The organism is Paucisalibacillus algeriensis, assembly GCF_000577245.1.
Lineage (GTDB): Bacteria > Bacillota > Bacilli > Bacillales > Amphibacillaceae > Ornithinibacillus.
Genome location: NZ_CBYO010000022.1, coordinates 596789 through 617233, shown reverse-complemented (window position 1 = coordinate 617233; position 20445 = coordinate 596789). Strand labels below are relative to the sequence as shown.

The 20445-nt window shown below is 35.1% G+C and carries 21 protein-coding genes; 16 read left to right on the top strand and 5 right to left on the bottom strand.

Going from position 1 to position 20445, the window contains the following annotated elements; all coding sequences use genetic code 11:
- Positions 1-42 precede the first annotated feature (42 nt).
- Positions 43-297 carry a GlsB/YeaQ/YmgE family stress response membrane protein gene (locus tag TY11_RS19140; protein ID WP_042150063.1) on the top strand — a complete coding sequence of 85 codons (255 nt, stop codon included), beginning with the start codon at positions 43-45 and terminating at the stop codon, positions 295-297.
- A 22-nt stretch (positions 298-319) separates the two neighbouring features.
- Here TY11_RS19140 and TY11_RS19135 read toward each other — a convergent pair whose 3' ends face one another.
- Positions 320-1228 carry a helix-turn-helix domain-containing protein gene (locus TY11_RS19135; RefSeq protein WP_197025126.1) on the bottom strand — a complete coding sequence of 303 codons (909 nt, stop codon included), beginning with the start codon at positions 1226-1228 and terminating at the stop codon, positions 320-322.
- 123 nt (positions 1229-1351) lie between these two features.
- On the opposite strand from TY11_RS19135, the gene TY11_RS19130 reads away from it, so the two are divergent.
- On the top strand, positions 1352-2686 hold the full coding sequence (locus tag TY11_RS19130) for an amidohydrolase family protein (RefSeq protein ID WP_042150059.1): 1335 nt from the start codon (positions 1352-1354) through the stop codon (positions 2684-2686).
- 575 nt (positions 2687-3261) lie between these two features.
- Positions 3262-4470 carry a MalY/PatB family protein gene (locus TY11_RS19125; RefSeq protein WP_042150057.1) on the top strand — a complete coding sequence of 403 codons (1209 nt, stop codon included), beginning with the start codon at positions 3262-3264 and terminating at the stop codon, positions 4468-4470.
- Between the two features lie 273 nt (positions 4471-4743).
- Here the strand turns inward: TY11_RS19125 and TY11_RS19120 are convergent, their stop codons facing one another.
- Positions 4744-6570, bottom strand: coding sequence for a M4 family metallopeptidase (locus TY11_RS19120; protein ID WP_042150055.1), 1827 nt, complete (start codon positions 6568-6570; stop codon positions 4744-4746).
- 218 nt (positions 6571-6788) lie between these two features.
- Here TY11_RS19120 and sipW point away from each other — a divergent pair, with 218 nt between their 5' ends.
- Positions 6789-7340, top strand: a complete 552-nt coding sequence (gene sipW / locus TY11_RS19115) for a signal peptidase I SipW (protein ID WP_231495884.1) — start codon at positions 6789-6791, stop codon at positions 7338-7340.
- 65 nt (positions 7341-7405) lie between these two features.
- Complete coding sequence (locus TY11_RS19110; RefSeq protein WP_042150051.1) at positions 7406-8014, top strand: TasA family protein; 609 nt, start codon at positions 7406-7408, stop codon at positions 8012-8014.
- A gap of 44 nt (positions 8015-8058) precedes the next feature.
- Here TY11_RS19110 and TY11_RS19105 read toward each other — a convergent pair whose 3' ends face one another.
- Positions 8059-9297, bottom strand: coding sequence for a helix-turn-helix domain-containing protein (locus tag TY11_RS19105; RefSeq protein ID WP_042150049.1), 1239 nt, complete (start codon positions 9295-9297; stop codon positions 8059-8061).
- 503 nt (positions 9298-9800) lie between these two features.
- Positions 9801-10946 (bottom strand): VanZ family protein, encoded by a 1146-nt coding sequence (locus tag TY11_RS19100; protein WP_042150047.1) that lies wholly within the window; start codon positions 10944-10946, stop codon positions 9801-9803.
- Between the two features lie 356 nt (positions 10947-11302).
- Here TY11_RS19100 and TY11_RS19095 point away from each other — a divergent pair, with 356 nt between their 5' ends.
- The 10 genes from TY11_RS19095 (at position 11303) to TY11_RS19050 (ending at position 18138) form a co-directional block, all read left to right on the top strand.
- The gene (locus tag TY11_RS19095; RefSeq protein WP_042150044.1) at positions 11303-11743 is read left to right on the top strand and encodes an SRPBCC family protein; all 441 of its coding nucleotides are present in this window, start codon (positions 11303-11305) and stop codon (positions 11741-11743) included.
- 175 nt (positions 11744-11918) lie between these two features.
- Positions 11919-12380: an HIT family protein gene (locus TY11_RS19090; RefSeq protein ID WP_042150042.1), complete on the top strand. Its 462-nt coding sequence runs from the start codon at positions 11919-11921 to the stop codon at positions 12378-12380.
- A gap of 1 nt (position 12381) precedes the next feature.
- Positions 12382-13206: a PP2C family serine/threonine-protein phosphatase gene (locus TY11_RS19085; protein WP_042150039.1), complete on the top strand. Its 825-nt coding sequence runs from the start codon at positions 12382-12384 to the stop codon at positions 13204-13206.
- The gene (locus TY11_RS19080; RefSeq protein ID WP_042150037.1) at positions 13203-13382 is read left to right on the top strand and encodes a hypothetical protein; all 180 of its coding nucleotides are present in this window, start codon (positions 13203-13205) and stop codon (positions 13380-13382) included. The genes TY11_RS19085 and TY11_RS19080 overlap by 4 nt, the downstream gene beginning before the upstream one ends.
- A gap of 30 nt (positions 13383-13412) precedes the next feature.
- A complete protein-coding gene (locus tag TY11_RS19075; protein WP_042150035.1) occupies positions 13413-14306 on the top strand; it encodes a macrolide 2'-phosphotransferase in 894 nt (297 codons plus the stop codon).
- A 668-nt stretch (positions 14307-14974) separates the two neighbouring features.
- Positions 14975-15472 (top strand): Dps family protein, encoded by a 498-nt coding sequence (locus TY11_RS19070; protein WP_231495883.1) that lies wholly within the window; start codon positions 14975-14977, stop codon positions 15470-15472.
- Between the two features lie 230 nt (positions 15473-15702).
- The gene (locus TY11_RS19065; RefSeq protein ID WP_042150030.1) at positions 15703-16353 is read left to right on the top strand and encodes an SDR family oxidoreductase; all 651 of its coding nucleotides are present in this window, start codon (positions 15703-15705) and stop codon (positions 16351-16353) included.
- Between the two features lie 198 nt (positions 16354-16551).
- Positions 16552-17265, top strand: coding sequence for a DinB family protein (locus TY11_RS19060; RefSeq protein ID WP_042150027.1), 714 nt, complete (start codon positions 16552-16554; stop codon positions 17263-17265).
- A 220-nt stretch (positions 17266-17485) separates the two neighbouring features.
- A complete protein-coding gene (locus TY11_RS19055; protein WP_042150024.1) occupies positions 17486-17680 on the top strand; it encodes a helix-turn-helix transcriptional regulator in 195 nt (64 codons plus the stop codon).
- Between the two features lie 56 nt (positions 17681-17736).
- Entirely contained in the window at positions 17737-18138 is a 402-nt protein-coding gene (locus tag TY11_RS19050) for a hypothetical protein (protein ID WP_042150021.1), read from the top strand.
- Between the two features lie 241 nt (positions 18139-18379).
- Here TY11_RS19050 and TY11_RS19045 read toward each other — a convergent pair whose 3' ends face one another.
- Positions 18380-19042 (bottom strand): FusB/FusC family EF-G-binding protein, encoded by a 663-nt coding sequence (locus TY11_RS19045; RefSeq protein ID WP_052345907.1) that lies wholly within the window; start codon positions 19040-19042, stop codon positions 18380-18382.
- 367 nt (positions 19043-19409) lie between these two features.
- Between TY11_RS19045 and TY11_RS19040 the strand changes: the two genes are divergently transcribed.
- Positions 19410-20273, top strand: coding sequence for a metallophosphoesterase (locus TY11_RS19040; protein ID WP_231495882.1), 864 nt, complete (start codon positions 19410-19412; stop codon positions 20271-20273).
- The last annotated feature ends 172 nt before the right edge of the window (positions 20274-20445 follow it).

Genomic DNA, 20445 nt, shown 5'->3' with positions numbered 1-20445 from the left:
TAATAGCTTTAAAAATATATCATCACTAGGAGGAAACGCATTATGAGTTTCATTTGGAGCTTAATTGTCGGAGGTATTTTAGGTTGGATTGGTAGTTTAATCGTTGGTAAAGATATCCCGGGTGGTGTTATTGGAAATATAATTGCTGGAATTATTGGAGCATGGATTGGGACTGCACTACTAGGAGATTGGGGACCGGAAATAGGTGGATACTCTATAATCCCAGCTCTAATCGGAGCTATTATCTTAATATTTGTTGTTAGTTTAATTATGAAGGCAGCAAGGAAGGCAACATAATCATCCATACCCAACTCTCCATTCAGAGTTGGGTATTTTTCAGATACGATAAAATTTGCTGCAAGTATTGCTCGAAGTTATTAGCCATCTTAGTAGATTGTAAATCCTTTAGAATTTGGATGGAGTGGTTGATTTTGACCACACCTTCTTCTTTGTTCCCAGTTCTTATATCATAGACACCTTTGAGTTGTAATAAATGTACTCTTTCTAATAGGTTCTCTTCAGAAAGTGCAAGATTTTCAAGATAAGAAATAAACTCACCAATTTCTTTTTGATATGTAAATTCCTCATGAAATCGATTAACAGGTCCTAGCAAATAAATAATCGTATTAAAAAGAACAGTGGTGATAGCATCTTTAACCTTGTTAAAATCTTTAAAACGATTACTTTTCTGATAGGCAGTTCTCGAAAGCATAATGACCATATCGGTTTCGAGAAGCAGGAGTGTTCCATTATAAAGTGCTAACTCATAGTATCCCCAAACTTCTACCCGAAATAAATAATCGGAAAGAAGTCGAATGTCATTTTCCTCAAAATCTTCGTCTATAAACTGTTCATCCACAATTTGTCCTAACATCATAATCATTAATGCATTCCAATGATAGGTTTCCACTCCATATCTTTTCCATTTTTTCATTTCCTCGTTCTTCAATTCTTTAAGTAGTTTAGCATTCCGATTCATATAGGCCGTATTAACTGATTTAAAAAATTGTTCTAGTTTGTTAGGTTGAAAATCATGATGGATGTATAAAAACTCATCAAAACTTAGCATTAACTTTTCTAATACGCTTGTCATAAGGCCCAGGGTAATGTCAGAATCAGTCCGTTCAAACTTTGATAAAAAAGATATCGAACAGATTCCATCTGCAAGCTCTTTTAGTGTTATTCCCTTTTGTTTCCTGATTTTTCTGAGTGTTTTACCGTATGCCACCACATCATTCCCCCTAAGAAATCAAAAATTCCACTATATGACAATTTTGAAAAACTATTATAAGAATCAATATACAATAAAATCAGAAAAATTAAAACGATATATTATAGGAGGTACAAAGAAATGAGAGAATTTATTATTAAAAATGGAACAATTATTGATGTGGAAAATGGTAGTTCTTTTATCGGTTCAATTGAAGTAGAGGGAAATAAGGTAAAAAGAATTTTTAAGAAAAATGACGTGTTACCGGTGGGGATTGACACTGCTGATGCAGAAGGTAAATATATTATCCCTGGCCTAATCGATATGCATTGTCATATAAATGAGAGCTACGCACCTCATTTTGTTGCATCAGGCGTAACGACAGTACGTAACACGGCCGGAAATGTCCTACTACTTAATAATTTAATCCAGAAGCCTGACAATGCACCGACACCTAGAGTGTATGCTTCAGATAGAATGATTGACGGAACACCTGGGCAATGGGGACCAACTAACTATGGTAATTTTGTAACAGATGATCCAGAAGAGGCTAGAAAAGAGGTTCGTAGGCAAGTAGAAGTAGGGGCGAGATTTATTAAATTATATGGTTGGATTAAGAGAGATGTCATGGAAGCGGCAACTGATGAAGCGAAGAAATATGGCTTGGAAGTAGCGATTGATTTAATAAACTCGAAGGATGTAACAGCATTAGATGCAGCGAAGGCTGGTGTTACTTGGTTTGAACATGCATCTGGATTTGCACAAGAGATATATAAAGGTTGGAATACGCAAGTTGATCAAGCAGAGTGGAGTCATATTAATTGGGAAGATCCAGATCAAGAGAAAATTATTGAGCTTTGTAAGAAAATGCTAGAATGGAATGTAAAACTATGTCCAACAATGGTTCTATTTGATCAAGCAATGAGTTATCCATCCATTTGGTCACCTAAAAACAATGTGATTGAATCCATTGGAAATCTAAAGAATCTAGTACAAGAGTGGAAAAAAAATATAGCACATATAGATTTAATCAAAGAAAGTACCGCTGTCATAAACACCTTGACGAAATCTATTGCAAAAACCTACTTTGATATGGGGGGGACAGTGGTTGCTGGGACTGATACTCCGGCATTGCTTAACACGTATCCGGGGATGGCACTTCATCGGGAACTAGAGATATTTGTGGAGATCGGATTTTCAGAGTTAGAGGCATTACAGGTAGCAACAGTGAATGCGGGTAAATCTATTAATCTTGATGAAATTGGTGTTATTAGAGAAGGAAATATCGCTGATCTCGTTATTTTAAATGATAATCCATTAGATAATATTAAACATACACAGGATATCCATACCATTGTTAAGGGCGGAAAAGTCTATAGCCAAGAGGAAATATTAAGCCATATTCCAAGTGATGAGGAAATGGAGAAATCAATTGGCGAATTTATGGAAGAATGGGAAGCAGTAGGAGTGAATTAAGGAAAATGAAGTGGGAGGGACTATCCCTCCCATTATTGCTGTGAAAGTAAGTTCTCTTTTCGATAGCTTGTGATACTAGATAGTTGCGCACATTCATGAAAAGCTGCATGTATACAGCCTAGGCATCGATTATGCGAGAGCATATTCGATGGTATCACCAGTATGCTTGAAAATAAACCTCTCCAATTCCTCATACAATCCAGATACTCTGGTCCAACAGCTTAGGAACAAGCCCAGACAAAGGGACAATTCCCTATTTTTTTCTTAAAAAGGATTAATGATATTAAAGAAGTTTTCCTCTCGAGTAGTATCCATAAATGGCATCTTCCCTTTCCTGAGAATTAGTACCTTTGGTTTAAGGCTTTCATTAGGGGATGTGCTAATAAGTATTGACCGAAATAGGTTTTCTTAATAGAATTAAAACTATATAATTTAAACGCTTTCATTAATTAAAAACCGAAATATAATATGGAATTTGAGCTAAAAGAATAATAGCTTGGTATTGAGATGAAATTCTTTTCATAAACGAGAGGACTTCAGGGGCGATAAAAAATCAGAATAAGGGGACACACACAATGAAATATGATTTTACTTCATACTATGACAGGCGTAGAAATGGTTCTTGTAAATGGTTAAAATTGAACACGATAGATGAGAAGTCTAGAGACAATGTCATTCCAATGACTATTGCAGATATGGACTTCCCTACATGTCCAAAAATTGTAGATGCCGTTAAAAAATATGTTACTACAGAAGTTTTAGGATATTCCGAGCCAACTTATGATTACTTAGATTCAGTTAAAAATTTCTTTGAAGAAGTACATGATTTTTCAATTGAGAAGGAATGGGTGATTACTTCCCCTGGAATTGTACCTGCTTTATCCACATGTGTTAGAGCTTTTACACAGGAAAATGATGGCGTAATTATGATGACGCCAGTGTATAATCCGTTCTATCACGTAGTTGAAATGCAAAATCGTCGGATAGAAGAATGTGCATTAATTTTAAAGGATAATCGCTATTATATTAGTTTCGAAAAGCTTGAAAGCCTTGCTAAGAAGGACGATGTAAAAATGCTCCTTCTATGTAGTCCTCATAACCCAGGTGGAAGAGTTTGGACAAAAGAAGAACTACAAAAGTTGATAGACATTGCACTGGAAAACAATCTAATTATCGTTAGTGATGAAATCCATGCTGATATTACTTTAAAAGGCAAAAAGCATTTTATTTTACCATCTGTAGACAAACGAATTGAACGTTTGAGTGTTGTCTGTACCGCTGCATCAAAAACATTTAATATTGCAGGCCTACAAACCTCTAACATTTTTATTGCCAATCCGGAATTAAGACAGAAATTTGTAGATACAAACTTAGCTTCCGGTATTGAGAAAGCAAATGTACTTGGTTTAGTCGCAACAAAAGCAGCATATGATCATTGTCGAGACTGGATGGAAGAGATGAAAATAGTTATTGAGGAAAACCAAGATTTTGTAACAGCTTTTTTTGCCGAACTTAGCCCTAGATTTAAAGTAATGGAGCAAGATGCTAGTTTCCTAGCTTGGATTGACTATAGTGAATTAAATGTGGATGAAAAGGAATTTTATGAATTTTTAGCCCAAGAATGTAATTTCTTCGTTAATAGTGGAAAAATGTATGGAGAGGTATCAAAGTACTTTATCCGCATTAATGTCGGCATACCGACTGAACAATTGAAAAAGAATCTGGAGAGATTCAAGCGGGGAGTGGAAGGTAAGTATCTATATAGTAGTGCAGGACAAAATTGACTTTTAGTAAAAAACGCTCTTGGTGAGCGTTTTTAACTTTTACTCATTACAGTAAAATAATTAGCTTTGTTATCTGCTTTTTTTTGTTAAGGTATATGATATGACAGTTGAAAGCTTATTGGTTTGAAAACTGTGGAAAAAAGAGCAGATAAGAGACTTGATAAGATAGAAACCGCACCGCATTAAAAAAATAAAAATTAAAGGACGGTCAGTCTGTATCAAAGTAGACATAACTACTGTGAAACAGTTTAACCGTCCTTATAACAGATTAATTTATTGAACCCCTACTGCATCATATGCTGCCATAACTGTCTGTACTTCAGCAGATGGCTCTCCATTACGATCAGGATATAGGTCGCGTGCTGCTTGCACTGCTGCCTGACGCATTTCGCTAAAGTTTGAGGAAGCTGTTAGGTAATGAGTAAGCGTACGGTAAAAGATTTTTTCCGCTTTTTGCTTTCCGATTCCATTAACCGTTACCCCATAATGTGTACCACCTTCTGTAATTAAATGAGCTGCTTTATTGTTGATGCTACTATTGATGTGTACACCACCATTATCCTTTTCGCCTAGGTAACGATCATCATAATGATCAGGGTAGAAGCCAGTTTCTGTATAACCTGAAAGAGGTACAGAACCAGGATCTTTCATATCACGCAGGCCATCACCTGGTATATTTGGTGTATAAATATCTTCACCTAATAACCACAAGTCATCTCCTGACTTATCTTCGATGAATGCTCCCATAATATCCGCAAGTGATTCATTTAATGCCCCTGATTCACCCTCATAAATCAGGTTAGCCGTATGCTCAATTACTCCATGTGTCATCTCATGCCCTATAACATCCATACTACCTGATGTAGAAATCATGAGCTGACCATCTCCATCACCATAAATCATTTGTTTGCCATTCCATCCGGCATTATTATATTGTTCTCCAACATGAACGGTTGAGATTATTTTCATGCCTTCATTATCAAGTGAATCTCTGTCAAATACTTCTTGATAGTAGTCATAAACTTTTCCAGCATTGACATGTGCAGAAACTGCTGCTGGATCATAGAAAAAGCTAGTTGGTGTGGTTACTTCAAATCCAGTGAAGCCTAAAAAAGCATTGATTAGCAGGAAGTAAAACTCTGGCATACGTTCTGCATGGAATGTATGGATACCATCTGCCCTTGTACTGTCAAATAAATAACGTTCCCCGGTTTCCGTATTTAACGTAGAATTAAACGTTAAGAAGTTTCCAAATATGTCCATTCCTCTTGACGTTACGGACTCTGATGGTGCCGGTTCTTCCTTAGGAGATCCCTCTGATTCTTCACCGGAAGATGCAACTGAGAAACTATTTTTCTGTGAGTCTATCACTGGCGACATTTCATGGAAAGCATCGTAGCTTTTCATAATGTCACCACTATTGGCATCCACAAAGTAGTGAAAATAACCTGGTGCAGGTGTAGAGGTTGAAGCTTTGACTAGATATGCTAACGTATGACCTTCATTTTCAGGATACCAGATTAGCTTTGCGTCAATACCATCGTAATCTTCCACCTCACCTATATCTTTTTCAATATCATTTTTTGCAACATCTAAGGCTTCATCTTCTGAAAGCGCCGGGGCAGATGACATGGTAGAACGTGAAAGATTTGGCGTAACTTTTCCGAAATAAGTGGTTATATCATTGTTTTTGTCAAGTGCCACTGTTTGTTCAGAACCATAAATTGGAATACCGTTAAGCATTTCAACTGTTCTAAAATGATGTGTTCCTGTTTCTTTGTCACTATTTTTGTCTACAATTTCAAATTGCTTTTTAGCCTCTTTAATATATGTGTTGATATCCTTGGAGTTAAACGATCTTGTGGTACGATCTGATACCTGTGATTGAAGGAATAGATAAACAGTGTCCTCTTTACTTAATCCCTCAGGTGCATCGCTCAAGACATTCACATACGAAGGCTTTTTAAAATCCTTTTCTAATCCTACCTCTCCACTTGCGAAAACATTGGTGCTAGATAAAGTGAATCCACTGAAGGCTAACGATGCGGTTAACAATACTGGAAGTGCCTTCTTTTTGAAACCTTTTTTCTTCTTCAACATAATCACCTCTCCATTTCTTTTGCTTACACTCTCTATTATTCTTGGGCACACCCTAGACAGTCAATTGGGTTATAGAAAACCCTAATAGAATCGCATTTGATAGATTTCCCCTGATAAAAATGGTTATTTTTGATCGCTTTTGAGTGAAAAATAACCCAATTTACAATCTTCTGTCTATAGCCTACGATTGAAATATAGTCGCTTGGAGGGGGATGAAGATGATAAAAGTTGTGTTTAGGATTGTGAGGATGGTATCACTACTTTTAATTTGTATACTAGCATTTTTTGTTCTTTCAACTAAGGCTTCTGGTGGAGACCCGTCTATATTTGGACATCAAGTAAAAGTAGTCTTATCAGGTTCCATGGATCCTACGTTTAACACGGGGTCTATTATTGTAAATAAACTTGTAGGTTCTGATACGACATACAAGAAAGGGGATATAATTACCTTTCAACAGGACGGTAATTTGATTACGCACCGTATTGTAGATGTGATGATTGTAAACGGAAATCAATTATTTCAAACTAAAGGAGATAACAACAACGCAGCTGACAGTGATTATGTTCAAATGCAAAATATCGTAGGAAAGTATACAGGTTTTACCATTCCAATGATGGGATATGTAATTGGATTTGCAACATCAAAGTTAGGATCAGCACTTTTATTATTTATACCAGGCCTACTAATAGTGCTATCAGCAGGACGTTCCATTTTCCTTGCAGCTAGAGAACTAGAAGGAAAAAAGGTCAAAGAAACGGAAACGGTTTAATCCCCTATCCTTTGTTATAGAGATATAGGGTTAAAAATATAAAAAATATTAAAGGAGGAACAAAAATGAGTTTTACAAAAACAGTAAGTAAGGGACTACTAACTGCAGCACTGGGATTTTCATTAATGGGGGGAGGAACATATGCGTATTTCAGCGATACGGAAGTGGTGAATAATACATTTGCAGCTGGTACATTGGATTTATCCGTTAATCCGGAAACCATCGTGAATGTTGATAATCTAAAACCCGGCGATGAAATTTCCCGTGAATTTACGCTTACAAACAATGGAACATTAGACATTCACAAAGTATTGTTGAATACGAGCTACGAGGTTAATGATGTACTAGGTGATAATACAGAAGATTTTGCTGACCACATTAAGGTTACTATTCTTTACAATCAGAACAATGCAACCGTTCCAGTAATGGAAACAACTCTTCGTGAATTATCCACAATGACACCTGACTTAACAGAGGTAGATCGATTTATTGGTGGGGAAAGAGTACCGAATGGGCTTAAACCAGGAAATATCAATAAAATTATCGTCTTATTTGAATTTGTTGATAATGGGGAAGATCAGAACCAATTCCAAGGTGATGCCCTTCAGCTAAACTGGCAATTTGTCGGAGAACAGACTGAAGGTGAACTTGATGAAGGTCGAGTAGACGAGTAATGGGACCAACCCCCCGAGAATTTTCCTATTCTCGGGGGATTATTTTATAAATGGTCTCCAAGAACTTTTGATGCTTTCATATATTGGTTAGTCTTAATGTAGTGTTCAAAGAGAATTTTTCCATATCGCTTATAGTAAATGAAATGGTTCATCGAAGAAAAGTGGGGTAGTGCCTTTTCCTCAATAAATTGGTAATAGGTTTCATTATTTCCAAGAGCTTTTAGCTTTATTAACTGGAATAATATAATGAAATGCTTACTATCTAATTTTTGGGCTAGGGAAAGGCCTTCTTTTATTTTGTTCAATAACATATTCTTTCTGGAAAGGTTACCTTCCATACAGGAATCCAAATAATTATATAGATGTAAAAGATAGCTTGCTGAATTTGGTTCGTCTAATTGCATTGCAGCCCAGTGGCAGTTTTTTGATAAAACAAATTCATCTTTATGGAAATACTCAAATCCTAGGTTATTTAATAAAATTGCTTTTTTAGATTTAAAACCTAGCATATCACAGTTATGAATTAAATTATTGTATCGCTCTACTATCTTATGAAAGTCAACGGAATCATCGCGATTCATTTGTAGCAACATAAACGTTTCTGCATCGATAGATCGTGCGTAATTATTTGTTGACTGGAAATAACCCAAAGCCTTTTCTGCATAATAATAGGCCATAATGTGGGATCCGATTAGATGATAGGAAATTGCCAGGTGATAGTAATACTCCTCATTTCCATACTCATCTATGTTCACTTTTTCCAACGATTGAAGTGGTTTTAGATGACTTTCTCGAGAAACATTAGCTCGATCACCAATATAGTAGATTCCATAGATATGGTGTAATAGACTATACTCATAGGTGGAAAGATTTGTATATGTTTTCTTTACATCCTCAAGTATTTCAAAAGCCATTTGATTCCGCTGATGTACGATGTTATATCTTGCTTGAAGCAATCGGTAGTGGGCTGCATAGTAAGTAGAGTGAATGAATGCTATTTCTTCCAGTTCGGTCTTGATTTGTTCCATTACATCTCTTCTTCCCATAATCATCGATTGATGCCATTGTTGAAGTAGCAAATCAATTTTTTTCGCATTTTCCATCTCCTTTTTTATATCAATCGAAAGACGTTCTGAGAATAAGGTAATAAGTTCTTCGGAATATGCCGTTTTTCCTCGTTCAATTTTGCTAATATGCGTAGTCGTACAAATACCTTCTGCTAATTGTGCTTGTGTCATTTTATTTTTTTCACGATAGAACTTAATGATTTCTCCTTGAAGCATCCTTTCCCCCCTAACGGACATTATTTTTTTAATATATATAATTTTCTTATAATGGATTATAGTATATATAAAAATAAGTAACCATAGGGAAAAAGATGCATCAAATGTATAATACTTATAGGGTTTTTCATTCATTACTAATAAAATATCTATTTTAAATCTAGTAGTACCAACTAAAATGGAAAGAAAGTCATACGGCAATAAGAAATTAATAATAGGAAAACACTGGTAAAATGATTAAAAAGTATTAAACAAAAAGAACCATTAGAAAAAAGGAATCTTCTGTTAGGTCTATTTGTTAGTCACTGACAAAATGCAGCTGTTGGTTCGTCTGCCGATATTAGGCTCGGGTTTGAACATTTTTTGTATGTAAATTGTTTTCATTAAGAATCCTCCTCGTAAACTACAATAACAATTAAAATCTCCTCACCCTATATCACTTTAATGTAAACCTTAAAAATAACAGCAAACCCCGAAGTGAGATTTGCTGTATTCGAGAATGTTTATTTTCTCCTAGGAATTAAATCTGCTAAATAGTCAAAGTAAAAGGTTCTTTTCCCTTTTTTAAATAAGATGTAAACTACATGAATAAATAATACAGCCCATAATATTACAACAAATACGAGTACTGCCACTGTGATCAATGCATGATAGAGATAAAAATTTGAGTTCATATCTAAGTCAATACTATTAAAAAATTTTAAAGACCATGTTGCTACCCACGGGAAATATATTGCAATAGACCTTTTTAGTAATGACTGCCACATAGGTGATTTTCTATCCAGTTTAATGAGTTTAAAACGCATTATGTTTGTTCCGATTGTTTTTCCCTGCCCAAAAAGAGGCACAACAAAGTAAAAAATAAAAAAGCCAATCGTTGCATAAATAAATTCAAAAAAACCATTTGTTGTAAACAATCCTGCTGTTAGGTTCCAACTGAGACTTATTAATAGATAATCTATGATGACAGCCACTAATTGGGACAATGGGGGAGTGAAATGACTTTCCTGTAGCCTTTCTCCCTTGTCAATAAGGCTCTTCCTAGATGGAAACAAAGCAAGTATGACAGGACCAATAAGGAACCCAAACAAAGTACCAGTACTATTTAATATAAGGTCATCAACATCAAATATTCGATAGGCACAATTATAGATTCCGTAAATACCTGTTACCTGTGTTATCTCATAAAATAGAGATAACACAATTCCCAATCCAAGTGCCTTCTTCCAATATCGTTTTTGTTTGAAAAAATATCTTAGATAAACACCAAAAGGCAATAATAATAGAAAATTGAATGTTGCCTGCAAAAATGCACTTTGTTTGAATATTTGAATATAGGTAGAAGGCTGTGACCAAACAACTGAACTACTATTAATAACATCCCAGATAAAATAAAATGGGACAAGTGAATAATGCACCGTATTAGGTAATTGTGAAGAACAAGTATCGCGGGTATCTGGAAGAGGCAAAAGAACTAAAAATAAAGCCGATAACATATAGAAAATAAAGGAATAGGCCACAATTGAAGCCCAAAGGCTGAAGTAACCATATTTTCTATAACTATATATTAGCCAAGGGAGAATAAGGAAAAAACCTAATATGCTAAATATAATAAATGCTATCTTTATTGGGATTAAATATGAAGACATATTGGCACCTCTTTAGCAAAAATGTAAATATAAGTAAGGTTGTAAGAAAATACTTCCTTCCTTATTATTTATTTTTCTTACTATACCCTTTTGAGGAAATGATATAAGTTCAATAAGAAGGGTACAGGTATTAAAGAAAAAGAACCATACTAAGGAAAAATACCATCGGCGAAGGGTTGCTGAAGGGGCAATTAATGTGCTGGAAGTTAAGGAGTACAATTAGATTGTATTTTCTTGGGGGGAAGAACACAACGAAGAAACGATTGTTACGATTGCACTAAAGGAAAATGATAGTATTTTCATTAAAAGTAGATATAGTATAGAATTAGGAAAAAAGATAAGGTGTTGAATTTTTAATGGATACTCAAGTAACTACAAAAATGAAAATAAACAAATCTGCTAATGAGGTCTTCGAAGCTTTTATTGACCCAGTAAAAATCGGTAACTATTGGTTTTCTTCTAGTTCGGAAAGATGGGAAAAAGGAAAGAAAATTATACTAAGATATGATGAATATGGTGCTGAAGGAATAATAAATGTGTTAGAAGTTCAAGTAAACAAACAAATAGTTTTCTCTTGGGGAGAACTCAACGAAGAAACAATTGTAACAATCACACTAAAGGAAGTTGACGAGAAAAGTACTATTATTGAAGTTAATGAATCGGGATTAAAAGAAGAAGATCCTGAAGTAATAAGTAAAATGCTAGGTCAAAAAGAAGGATGGGTGTACATGCTTTCCTGCCTAAAAAGTTACTTAGAACATGACGTGAAAGATTTGAGAGCTTCTTTAGTTCATTAGTAGCGAGGATTATCTTTTAGTAATAAGGTTCCTGTCACTCCCCCAAGTTTGTTGATGGTCGACAAACTTCGGGAAGTGACAGGAACCATTTCTTTTATTTTCAGAAAAAACCTATCCAAATTCAATTTGGTGTTATATAATTTCCATAATTTACATAAGAAAAGGAGAAAGTAAAATGGGGATAATTGACAGGAAGGAAGATTGTTTTATTTGTAATAAGCATGCTGGGGTGATAGAGACTTCAGGGGCTACAATCTATGAGGATGATTATGTGTATGTTGGTCATATTGATAATAATGGAAAACCAAACTATCTAGGTCATATTATGATTGATTTGAAGAGACATGCTCCAACACTAGGTGACATGACGGAAGATGAGGCAAAGACATTTGGGGTAGTAATGGCTAGGGTTAGTAAAGCACTAATGGAATCTGAAGGGGCAGAACATGTCTATTCACTTGTCTCTGGTAATTCGGTTCCACACTTGCACATGCACGTAGTTGCACGATACCCGAATACACCGGAAGAATACTGGGGACCGATGGCAGTCTATGATTGGGAAGATGCCCCGATGGGTGTTAACAGTGAAGTTATTAAACTATGTAATCGTCTAAAAGCATATTTGGAGAACAACTAAAATGGAAAACACTTGTGAGTTTTCTTGGGTAGGAAGTGAAGATAATTGTGTAGATACTATAAGCATTCAGAATATTAACCACATAGCAGTCGGGCGTTTCGGTGGTAATTCTACTGCAGGTCAATATAAAAATGAAGACGGCTGTCTGGTTTGGGCAGAGGAGGAACAGAGATGGGAGTTTGCTGTTATTTTAGATGCTCACAATTCAGCAGAGAGTGCTGAAATAGTGATTGAGCAATTGACAAAGGGTCGAACAAAAATACAAAATCTATTAACCCAACCTTTTAATCAGTCTATTAAAAGTATGGAAGAAACAGTGTTAGGCTTGTTTTTAGAAGAAGAGTTCCTATTTAAGTGCCGAAAAGTTAAAGGTGAGACTGCTTGTTTAATAGTTTTAAGAATGGACAAATATGTGTGGTGGTTTTCCATAGGAGACTGTATTTCCTATTTATTTCATCCCGAACTTGCTAAGCTTGGACAGTATCAGCTAAATCAACGTCAGTTCTTTGAATGGGTTGGACAAGTGAATACATTTGAACAGGTGGTTCCGTGCTATAGTAGTGGTATTAGAGAACTAAGAAAAGGATTGAACCGTATCTTATTAACCACAGATGGGCTTGTTGAATGTCCGAATGAACCATTTTCTTCTCCTCATGATATTTATCATGTCATGATGGACCATGGAATGGATCATGGTGTTAGGACATTACTACAGACTATAAAAGAAAATAATGTTAGAGATAGTACAACGGTCCTTGCTTGGGATGTAACTATTGCAGAAGACGTAACAAGGCCAAGTGATGATTCTAGAGGGAAAGAAGCATGAAGAGGTTTTACAAATTTGTGCTTTGCTTTTTAATATTATTCATAATAAATTTAACAGTAAATGCGCTATTAAAACCAGACTTAGATGTTCGCACAGCATTTTCGGTTGCACTTGGTGTTTTATTGGGATATTCAGTAGTTGATTGGTACTTAAATAAAAAGTCTAAGAAAGAATAAAATGAATAGGATATAAAAGGAGGCTTATTCATGGAAAAAGGTCAAGTAGTCCATTTAGCAAGAAAATATGGACTCCAAATAATTGAGGAAACCATAAAATTTAATGAGTCAGGACTAGACTTTTTAGTTGCATTTTCTGAAGATCAAAACGGAAATGAATGGATTTTAAGAATTCCAAGGCGTGATGATGTTATGGAGCGAACAATCGTAGAGAATAATGTATTAGATTTAGTGCACAGACATGTAGCGTTCCAAGTTCCCGTATGGTCCATCTATGATAAGGAATTAATTGCTTACAAAAAATTAAATGGAGTACCGGCTGGAACCATTGATCCTGAAATACAAAACTATATCTGGGAGATGGACTATGAGAATGTACCAGAACAGTTCCATCAAACATTAGCTCAAACATTGGCTTCACTTCATAACATTCCAGGCGAAGAGGCCAGGAGAGCTGGGTTAATAATTCATACTGCAGAAGAAGCAAGAGCTTCTATGAAAGAACGCATGGAAAAAGTGAAGGCTAAGTTTGGCGTGGCGGAAGACTTGTGGACCCGCTGGCAAACCTGGTTAAATAATAAGGACATTTGGCCTCAGACTACCGGTTTAATCCATGGAGATCTTCATGCGGGGCATACGATGATAGATGAAAACACAAATGTCACTGGATTAATAGATTGGACAGAGGCAAAAGTAACTGATGTATCCCATGACTTTGTCTTTCATTTCCAAGCGTTTGGGGAAGAGGCTCTTGATAAATTAATCTACTATTACCGTGAAGCAGGTGGCATTTATTGGGCTGGAATGAAAGAGCATATTATGGAATCCATCTCGGCATATCCAGTAGCGGTTGCGGAATTTGCTATCATATCGGGACTGGAAGAATATGATGAAATGGCTAGGAATTTATTAGGAGTCGTTTAACCGTAACATTATATTGTAAAAGACTTTCCATAAGTACTTGCCTACTTCTAGAAAGTCTTTTTAGATTTTTAAGCGAAGTAACAGAGAACCACCCTTTATTATCTTTAGCCAATAAACTGAAATGAATAAATATATCCGAGTTCCACCAAATGAAATAAACATATAAATTAAATTGAGTTTCTAGATTTCCAATGACTTTATGCCACGTTCCTATCTTTATAATCGATTATATATGTAGATAGGTGGCAAACATCTTGAGAGTAATAAAGGAATATAGCTCCTAAATATCATTCTCCTCAAAATTTCCCCAAAACTTGACCTAGGTCAAGTTAATTCCAGTGATTATGATCTATGATGAGTCCATAAAGAAGACATAAATATTTCGGATTTAACCAATTCAGAATAGGAGTCGATGGCCATGTATATCCGCTGGATAAACAAAAAGAAGAAGCCAAGCTAGTGTCCTTTTAGTAATCTTTTATGCAATGAGGCTTATCCGATTTAATCGTAAAAATATGAAAGCAGAAATGGGATTAACTGTAATACCCGTCTAACTAATAAATTTCTTGTATTGGATTCATTCCCAGAAAAAATCATGATTAAGTTTCAGGAATTAAGGGTACAGGTTTACTATAGTCAAACTATTAAAAGAAAAGGGAGAGATTTATATGACAACAACACATACACATCGACAAGCAACAACTTCAACTATGGTCAACCACTTAGTGGCAAATCTAGGAGTCTTAAATGTAAAGCTTCACCAGTATCATTGGTATGTACAGGGTCCACATTTCTTTACCCTTCATGAAAAATTTGAAGAATTATATAACGAAGCAAACCAGTATTATGATGAATTTGCTGAGCGTCTAATAGCAAAAGGGGAAAAGCCATATTCTACTCTGGTAGAATACCTAGAGCATTCCTTTATAGAGGAAGAACAATATAATAACAAGATACCTGCAGATATCATGGTAGAAAATCTAGTAAATGATTACCAAACGATTCACGATATCACAGTAAAATCTATTGATCTAGCAAATAAAGAAGACGACCCAGTGACAGAAGATATGTTAATCGGCTATAAAAATTCCATAGACCAAACCATCTGGATGCTACAAGCTTTCCTTGGCAAAGATGCCAAAGACGGTAAAGATAAAGAAAATTAATATAAGGGTTTAGGAGTATATTCTTTTTTATGGGTACATGTTAAGCAAAACCGGGTTAAATTTCCCTAGATTTGGGCTTGTCCCACCTGACACACATTGTGGTAATTTCTACTAAGTAACGATTGGCGATCTCTATTTTTGCATAAGGTGAAAATATTCAAGCAACATTTTTGATAATAACTCCCCCATTTGAAACAATATATATAGTAAAAAGGAAGGGAGTATTCAAAATGAAAGTATTTCTAATCGGAGCAAATGGTCAGGTAGGAAAACATATTGTGAAATTCCTTCAAGAAAATGATAAACATGAATTAACTGCAATGGTGCGAAGCGGGGAACAGGAAGAACAACTTAAACAATCTGGTATAAATGCTGTTATTGCTAATTTAGAAGGCAGTGTGGATGAAATAGCCAATGCAATGAAGGGTTCAGATGCAGTAATTTTCTCAGCGGGATCTGGTGGAAAAACCGGCCCAGATAAAACATTACTCGTTGACTTAGACGGTGCGGTAAAATCAATGGAAGCAGCGGAAAAGGTTGGTGCAAACCGTTATGTCATGGTAAGTGCATTTAAAGCGTATGACCGAGAATCTTGGAAAGACAGTCCAATTAAACCATATATGGTTGCCAAACATTATGCTGACCTTATGTTGTCAGCAAGTAATCTAAACTATACAATCTTTGGTCCTGGCCTATTATTAAATGAGCCTGGTACAGGAAAAGTCTCAGTAGGTGATTCATTTGAGAAAACCTCCATTCCTCGTGAAGATGTAGCAAGAGCGGTTGTTGCTTCCTTGGAAGAAGAGAAGACCTATAGGAAGACAATTGGTTTAATGACAGGAGAGACTCCAGTAGAAGAGGCATTAAAGAGTCTAGAATAAGTTCCATTATTTATATTAAGGCGAGCAGTCCCTTCTATGAAGGGGTGTTCGCTATTTTTTATTTGTAAACAGAATAGTTAAATAAATATAGTAACAAAACAAACATTCGTGTTATTATCTAGGTAGATTTTATATTGCCAATTAGCAGTATGATCTTTGGACTTTGATTATAGGTTAAGAATGGGAGGAATCATTTTTATGGATATGAAACAACGCAGGGTTTGGAATGAGGACCATAAAAAACTAAAAGAGATTATTTTAAAATCCGATAAACACGAACAGGTAATTCAATTATTTCTAACACAGCACTCTTTATTATACTCATCCCTATCTAACCAAATAGATCAGGTAACATTGGAAGGTGAATTATTAAGGGGATTAGATGAAGCTATTTTTAGACAATACCCAGTAACAAATCCCGATACAAAGAACTCTATTGCATGGCATTTATGGCATATAGCCCGGATAGAGGATATGACGATGAATATTTTGGTGGCTGATGGGCAGCAGGTTTTAGAAAGTTCTAATTGGCAAGAAAAGATGAACATTCCATTTGTACATTCAGGAAATGACATGAGTGAGGAAGATGTTTCTGTTTTAAGTTCAAGCATAGATTTTGAGGCATTACTTGAGTACAGAATAGCCGTTGGTAAACAAACACAAGAAGTTATTTCTTCCCTAATACCAGGACAATTCCAAATGAAAGTGGAAGCAAAGCGAATAAAGCGACTTTTCGATGAAGATGCAGTCCTGCAGCAATCTCAATGGCTTGCTGAATACTGGAGCAAGAAAACAATTGCTGGATTAGTTTTGATGCCAGCGACTAGACATAACTTTTTGCACATAAACAAATGTATTCGAATTAAAGAAAAACTACAGAAACAAAGGAAGTCCTTACAGATGAATAAATAGCGTGTTTTGTACAATTATCAAAACACGCTTCCTATCGGATATTCATTTTCTAGTTCCTCTACTGTCATAAGTCTATCCATGAACTATTTAACTCCGATTCCACCAATAGGCACCGATATATCAATTGACGTTTTCTCATATGTTATGTAATATATAAATTACATAATGACATATATATATTGCGTAATCTTAGGGGTATGTTACAAATGAAGGTGAAGCGATGAAAAATAATGTAAGAATTTCAAGAATAAATCTGTCTATGACCCAGGAACAATTAGCCAAGAAGGTTGGTGTGACTAGACAGACAATCGGACTTATAGAGAAGGGTGAGTACAATCCAAGTCTTCAACTTTGTATGTCCATCGCAAAAGTACTAAACAAAACATTAGATGATTTATTTTGGGAGGTTAAGTAGAAAGAAAATCATGGATATCATTTTTAATTCCAAGTGATGAATATAAGGAGACAAGAATGTTGTACTTTTTAGCGGAAGGGGCAATTCTTCTCTTTCTTTCCCTTGTTGTAATGGTGATTTGTAATCAGTTCTTATCTATAAACACGGGAACAGCATTATTAATCCTGGTTGCTATTTTTCTCTTCTATGTATCGGGGAGGTATATATTATCTGGTATTGAGTATACAAATATTGCAACAGAAAGTTCCTATAAAAAAGAGATAAAACATATCTTAACTAAAACAGTTAGTTTTGTCCTAATGTATATAGTGTTATATTTAGTCTTTTCTGGCATACCCGCTAATAAAACAGAATGGGTGGAAATTATCGGGTTATTAATAAGTGTTGGATTAGTATGGTTTTTTACAAGCTTTATTTCATTAAAGCGTTCATATAATAAAAATAAGGAATTACTTTAAACAGCTATATTCTAATAGACGGAAATAGCACCCTCATACGGCCTAGTTTATAATATGATCTAGTTTTTTTGTATAGGAAAGAACAAAACAGCCATTGTATAAGTGAAAAAACGTAACTTTTCTGCATTATAACAAATGAAATGATTCCATATTCTTGCGGGTGCATTTGTGTTAGATATAGGTTAATGGTGTAAATCACTCCCCGAGATTGAGATTCGGGGAGTGATAAACCCAAAAATAACTATTTACCTAATAGTTCGATAAAGTAGTGTAATTTATCTAATGTAGTTAGGTTTTGGTTACATTTATGACTGTCCACGCAAATGTAATTACCTCGATTTGTATACGTTTCTTTTCCAGTTCTTACATTAGCCATAAACAATCCAACATCTTCATATTGATTGCATAGAGAACAAATACCTTTTATGCTCTTCATAAAAGTTCCTTGGAAACCAATCAATTTCTCATTGTGTTCAGTAACTAGAAACTTTCTCTCTGAGCGAATATCGTACCAACCTATATAAGATATTTCTCTATAATCAATCGCGTTAAGATCAGGACCTTTGAACTTCTTCACTTTCGGAAATAATTTAGTTAGAGTTTTTTCTGTTGTATTTCTAAATGGAATTACATAACTTTTTAATTCTGTTAAAAATAATTCTGCTTGGTTATGCACTTCTATATCCACAATTTTGGATAATAATGCTTGTTGATTTTCAGTTAGATTAGGCAATAAAGAAAATATCTTATCCATTGAACTTAGCTTTACGGTGTTAATAACTTCTTCATCCTTTATTGTTGAATGAGCATGAACAATAATTTTTAGTTGGAATTTAATAAAGTTATATTGATCATGTCTCAGGAATGGAATATTTTCTAATGTCATATTGATTTTATTTGTCATTTCTGTCAGCTCCTCATTTTTTTATAGCAAATGGTTAAAGCCAATTATCAGAAATGGATTTGACGATTATGTTATTTGTACCTCATACAAAGTATCGCCTTCTAATAAATTGGCTTTGCATGAGTTCCTACAAATATTGGCTGATATATAAATAATCTCGCCATTTCTATCACCTCCAAGGAATCCTATCAGAATTATACAAGGTTTTATAATGTCTGTCACTCCTTGGTATAGATCTTTCTTTGACATATTTCGAGGAGTGCCAGGCCACTGGAACCATTTGCTTATTCAGCTTCACTTGCAGATTGGGCGAAGAACGATGTTATGAGTTGGTAGAAAATTATATAACTAAGTAGGAGGATGAATTGTGATACCAAGTAAATATTATAGGATTACTTCTAATAGAATAAATAAAAAATGGATTGTGATCTCCCTTGTTTTACTATTCATCCTTATTACAGCAGGTAAAGCATATATTGACACTAATGTATTCCAAGTTAATAAAGTTCAGTTTGTGACGGACAAGATTCCGGCTGGGTCTGAAATTTCTTTTTTACAAATTAGTGATGTGCATAATAAAGTATTCGGTGACCAAAATGAAAAGTTAATAGAAACGGTCAAGCGAATAGATAGCGATTTTATTGTTTTAACCGGAGACCTGGTGGATAGAAAGACAACTACCTTTTCTAGTGTTTTCTCCCTGGTTAAGGAATTTAAAGCCATTAATCCCAACCTTTATTTCGTCACTGGCAACCATGAATGGGGAAATAGGAATACAGAAGAATTGCTAGTGGGTCTAAAGAAACGAGGTGTGACAATCCTAAACAATAAGAATACTCAGATCACCAAAGGCGATACAACTATAAATCTAGTTGGAATTGATAATGAATCAACCAATAATGAAAATCTTAATCTAGCATTTGACGGTGTAAGTCAAGAGCATTATACGGTACTACTTTCCCATTCACCTACTGTTGTGCAAAAATATCAGGATATCCCCGCTAACTTAATATTGAGTGGGCATACTCATGGAGGACAGGTAAGAGTACCATTGATTGGTGCTGTAATTGCTCCTGACCAAGGATTTTTCCCAGAATTGGATAAAGGGATATTTGAGTTTGGAAATGACCAGTACCTTTATATAGATAGTGGTTTAGGGACTAGTGTGGCACCCATTAGGTTCTGGAATCAGAGTCAGATAAGTTTGGTTACGGTTGTTGGTAAGAATTAAATAGGGGAAAATCATCCCCTAAAAAGATAACAATTAATTAGGAAAAGCTGTTTCAAAGGTCAAAAGATATTGCCTTTGAAACAGCTTTTCTTTTTACGTAAGAGTACATCTCATTCATTAAGCCTTAGACCCTTATAAGCCCTAAGTCCTAGTGGGAAATATAGCTGAGGCT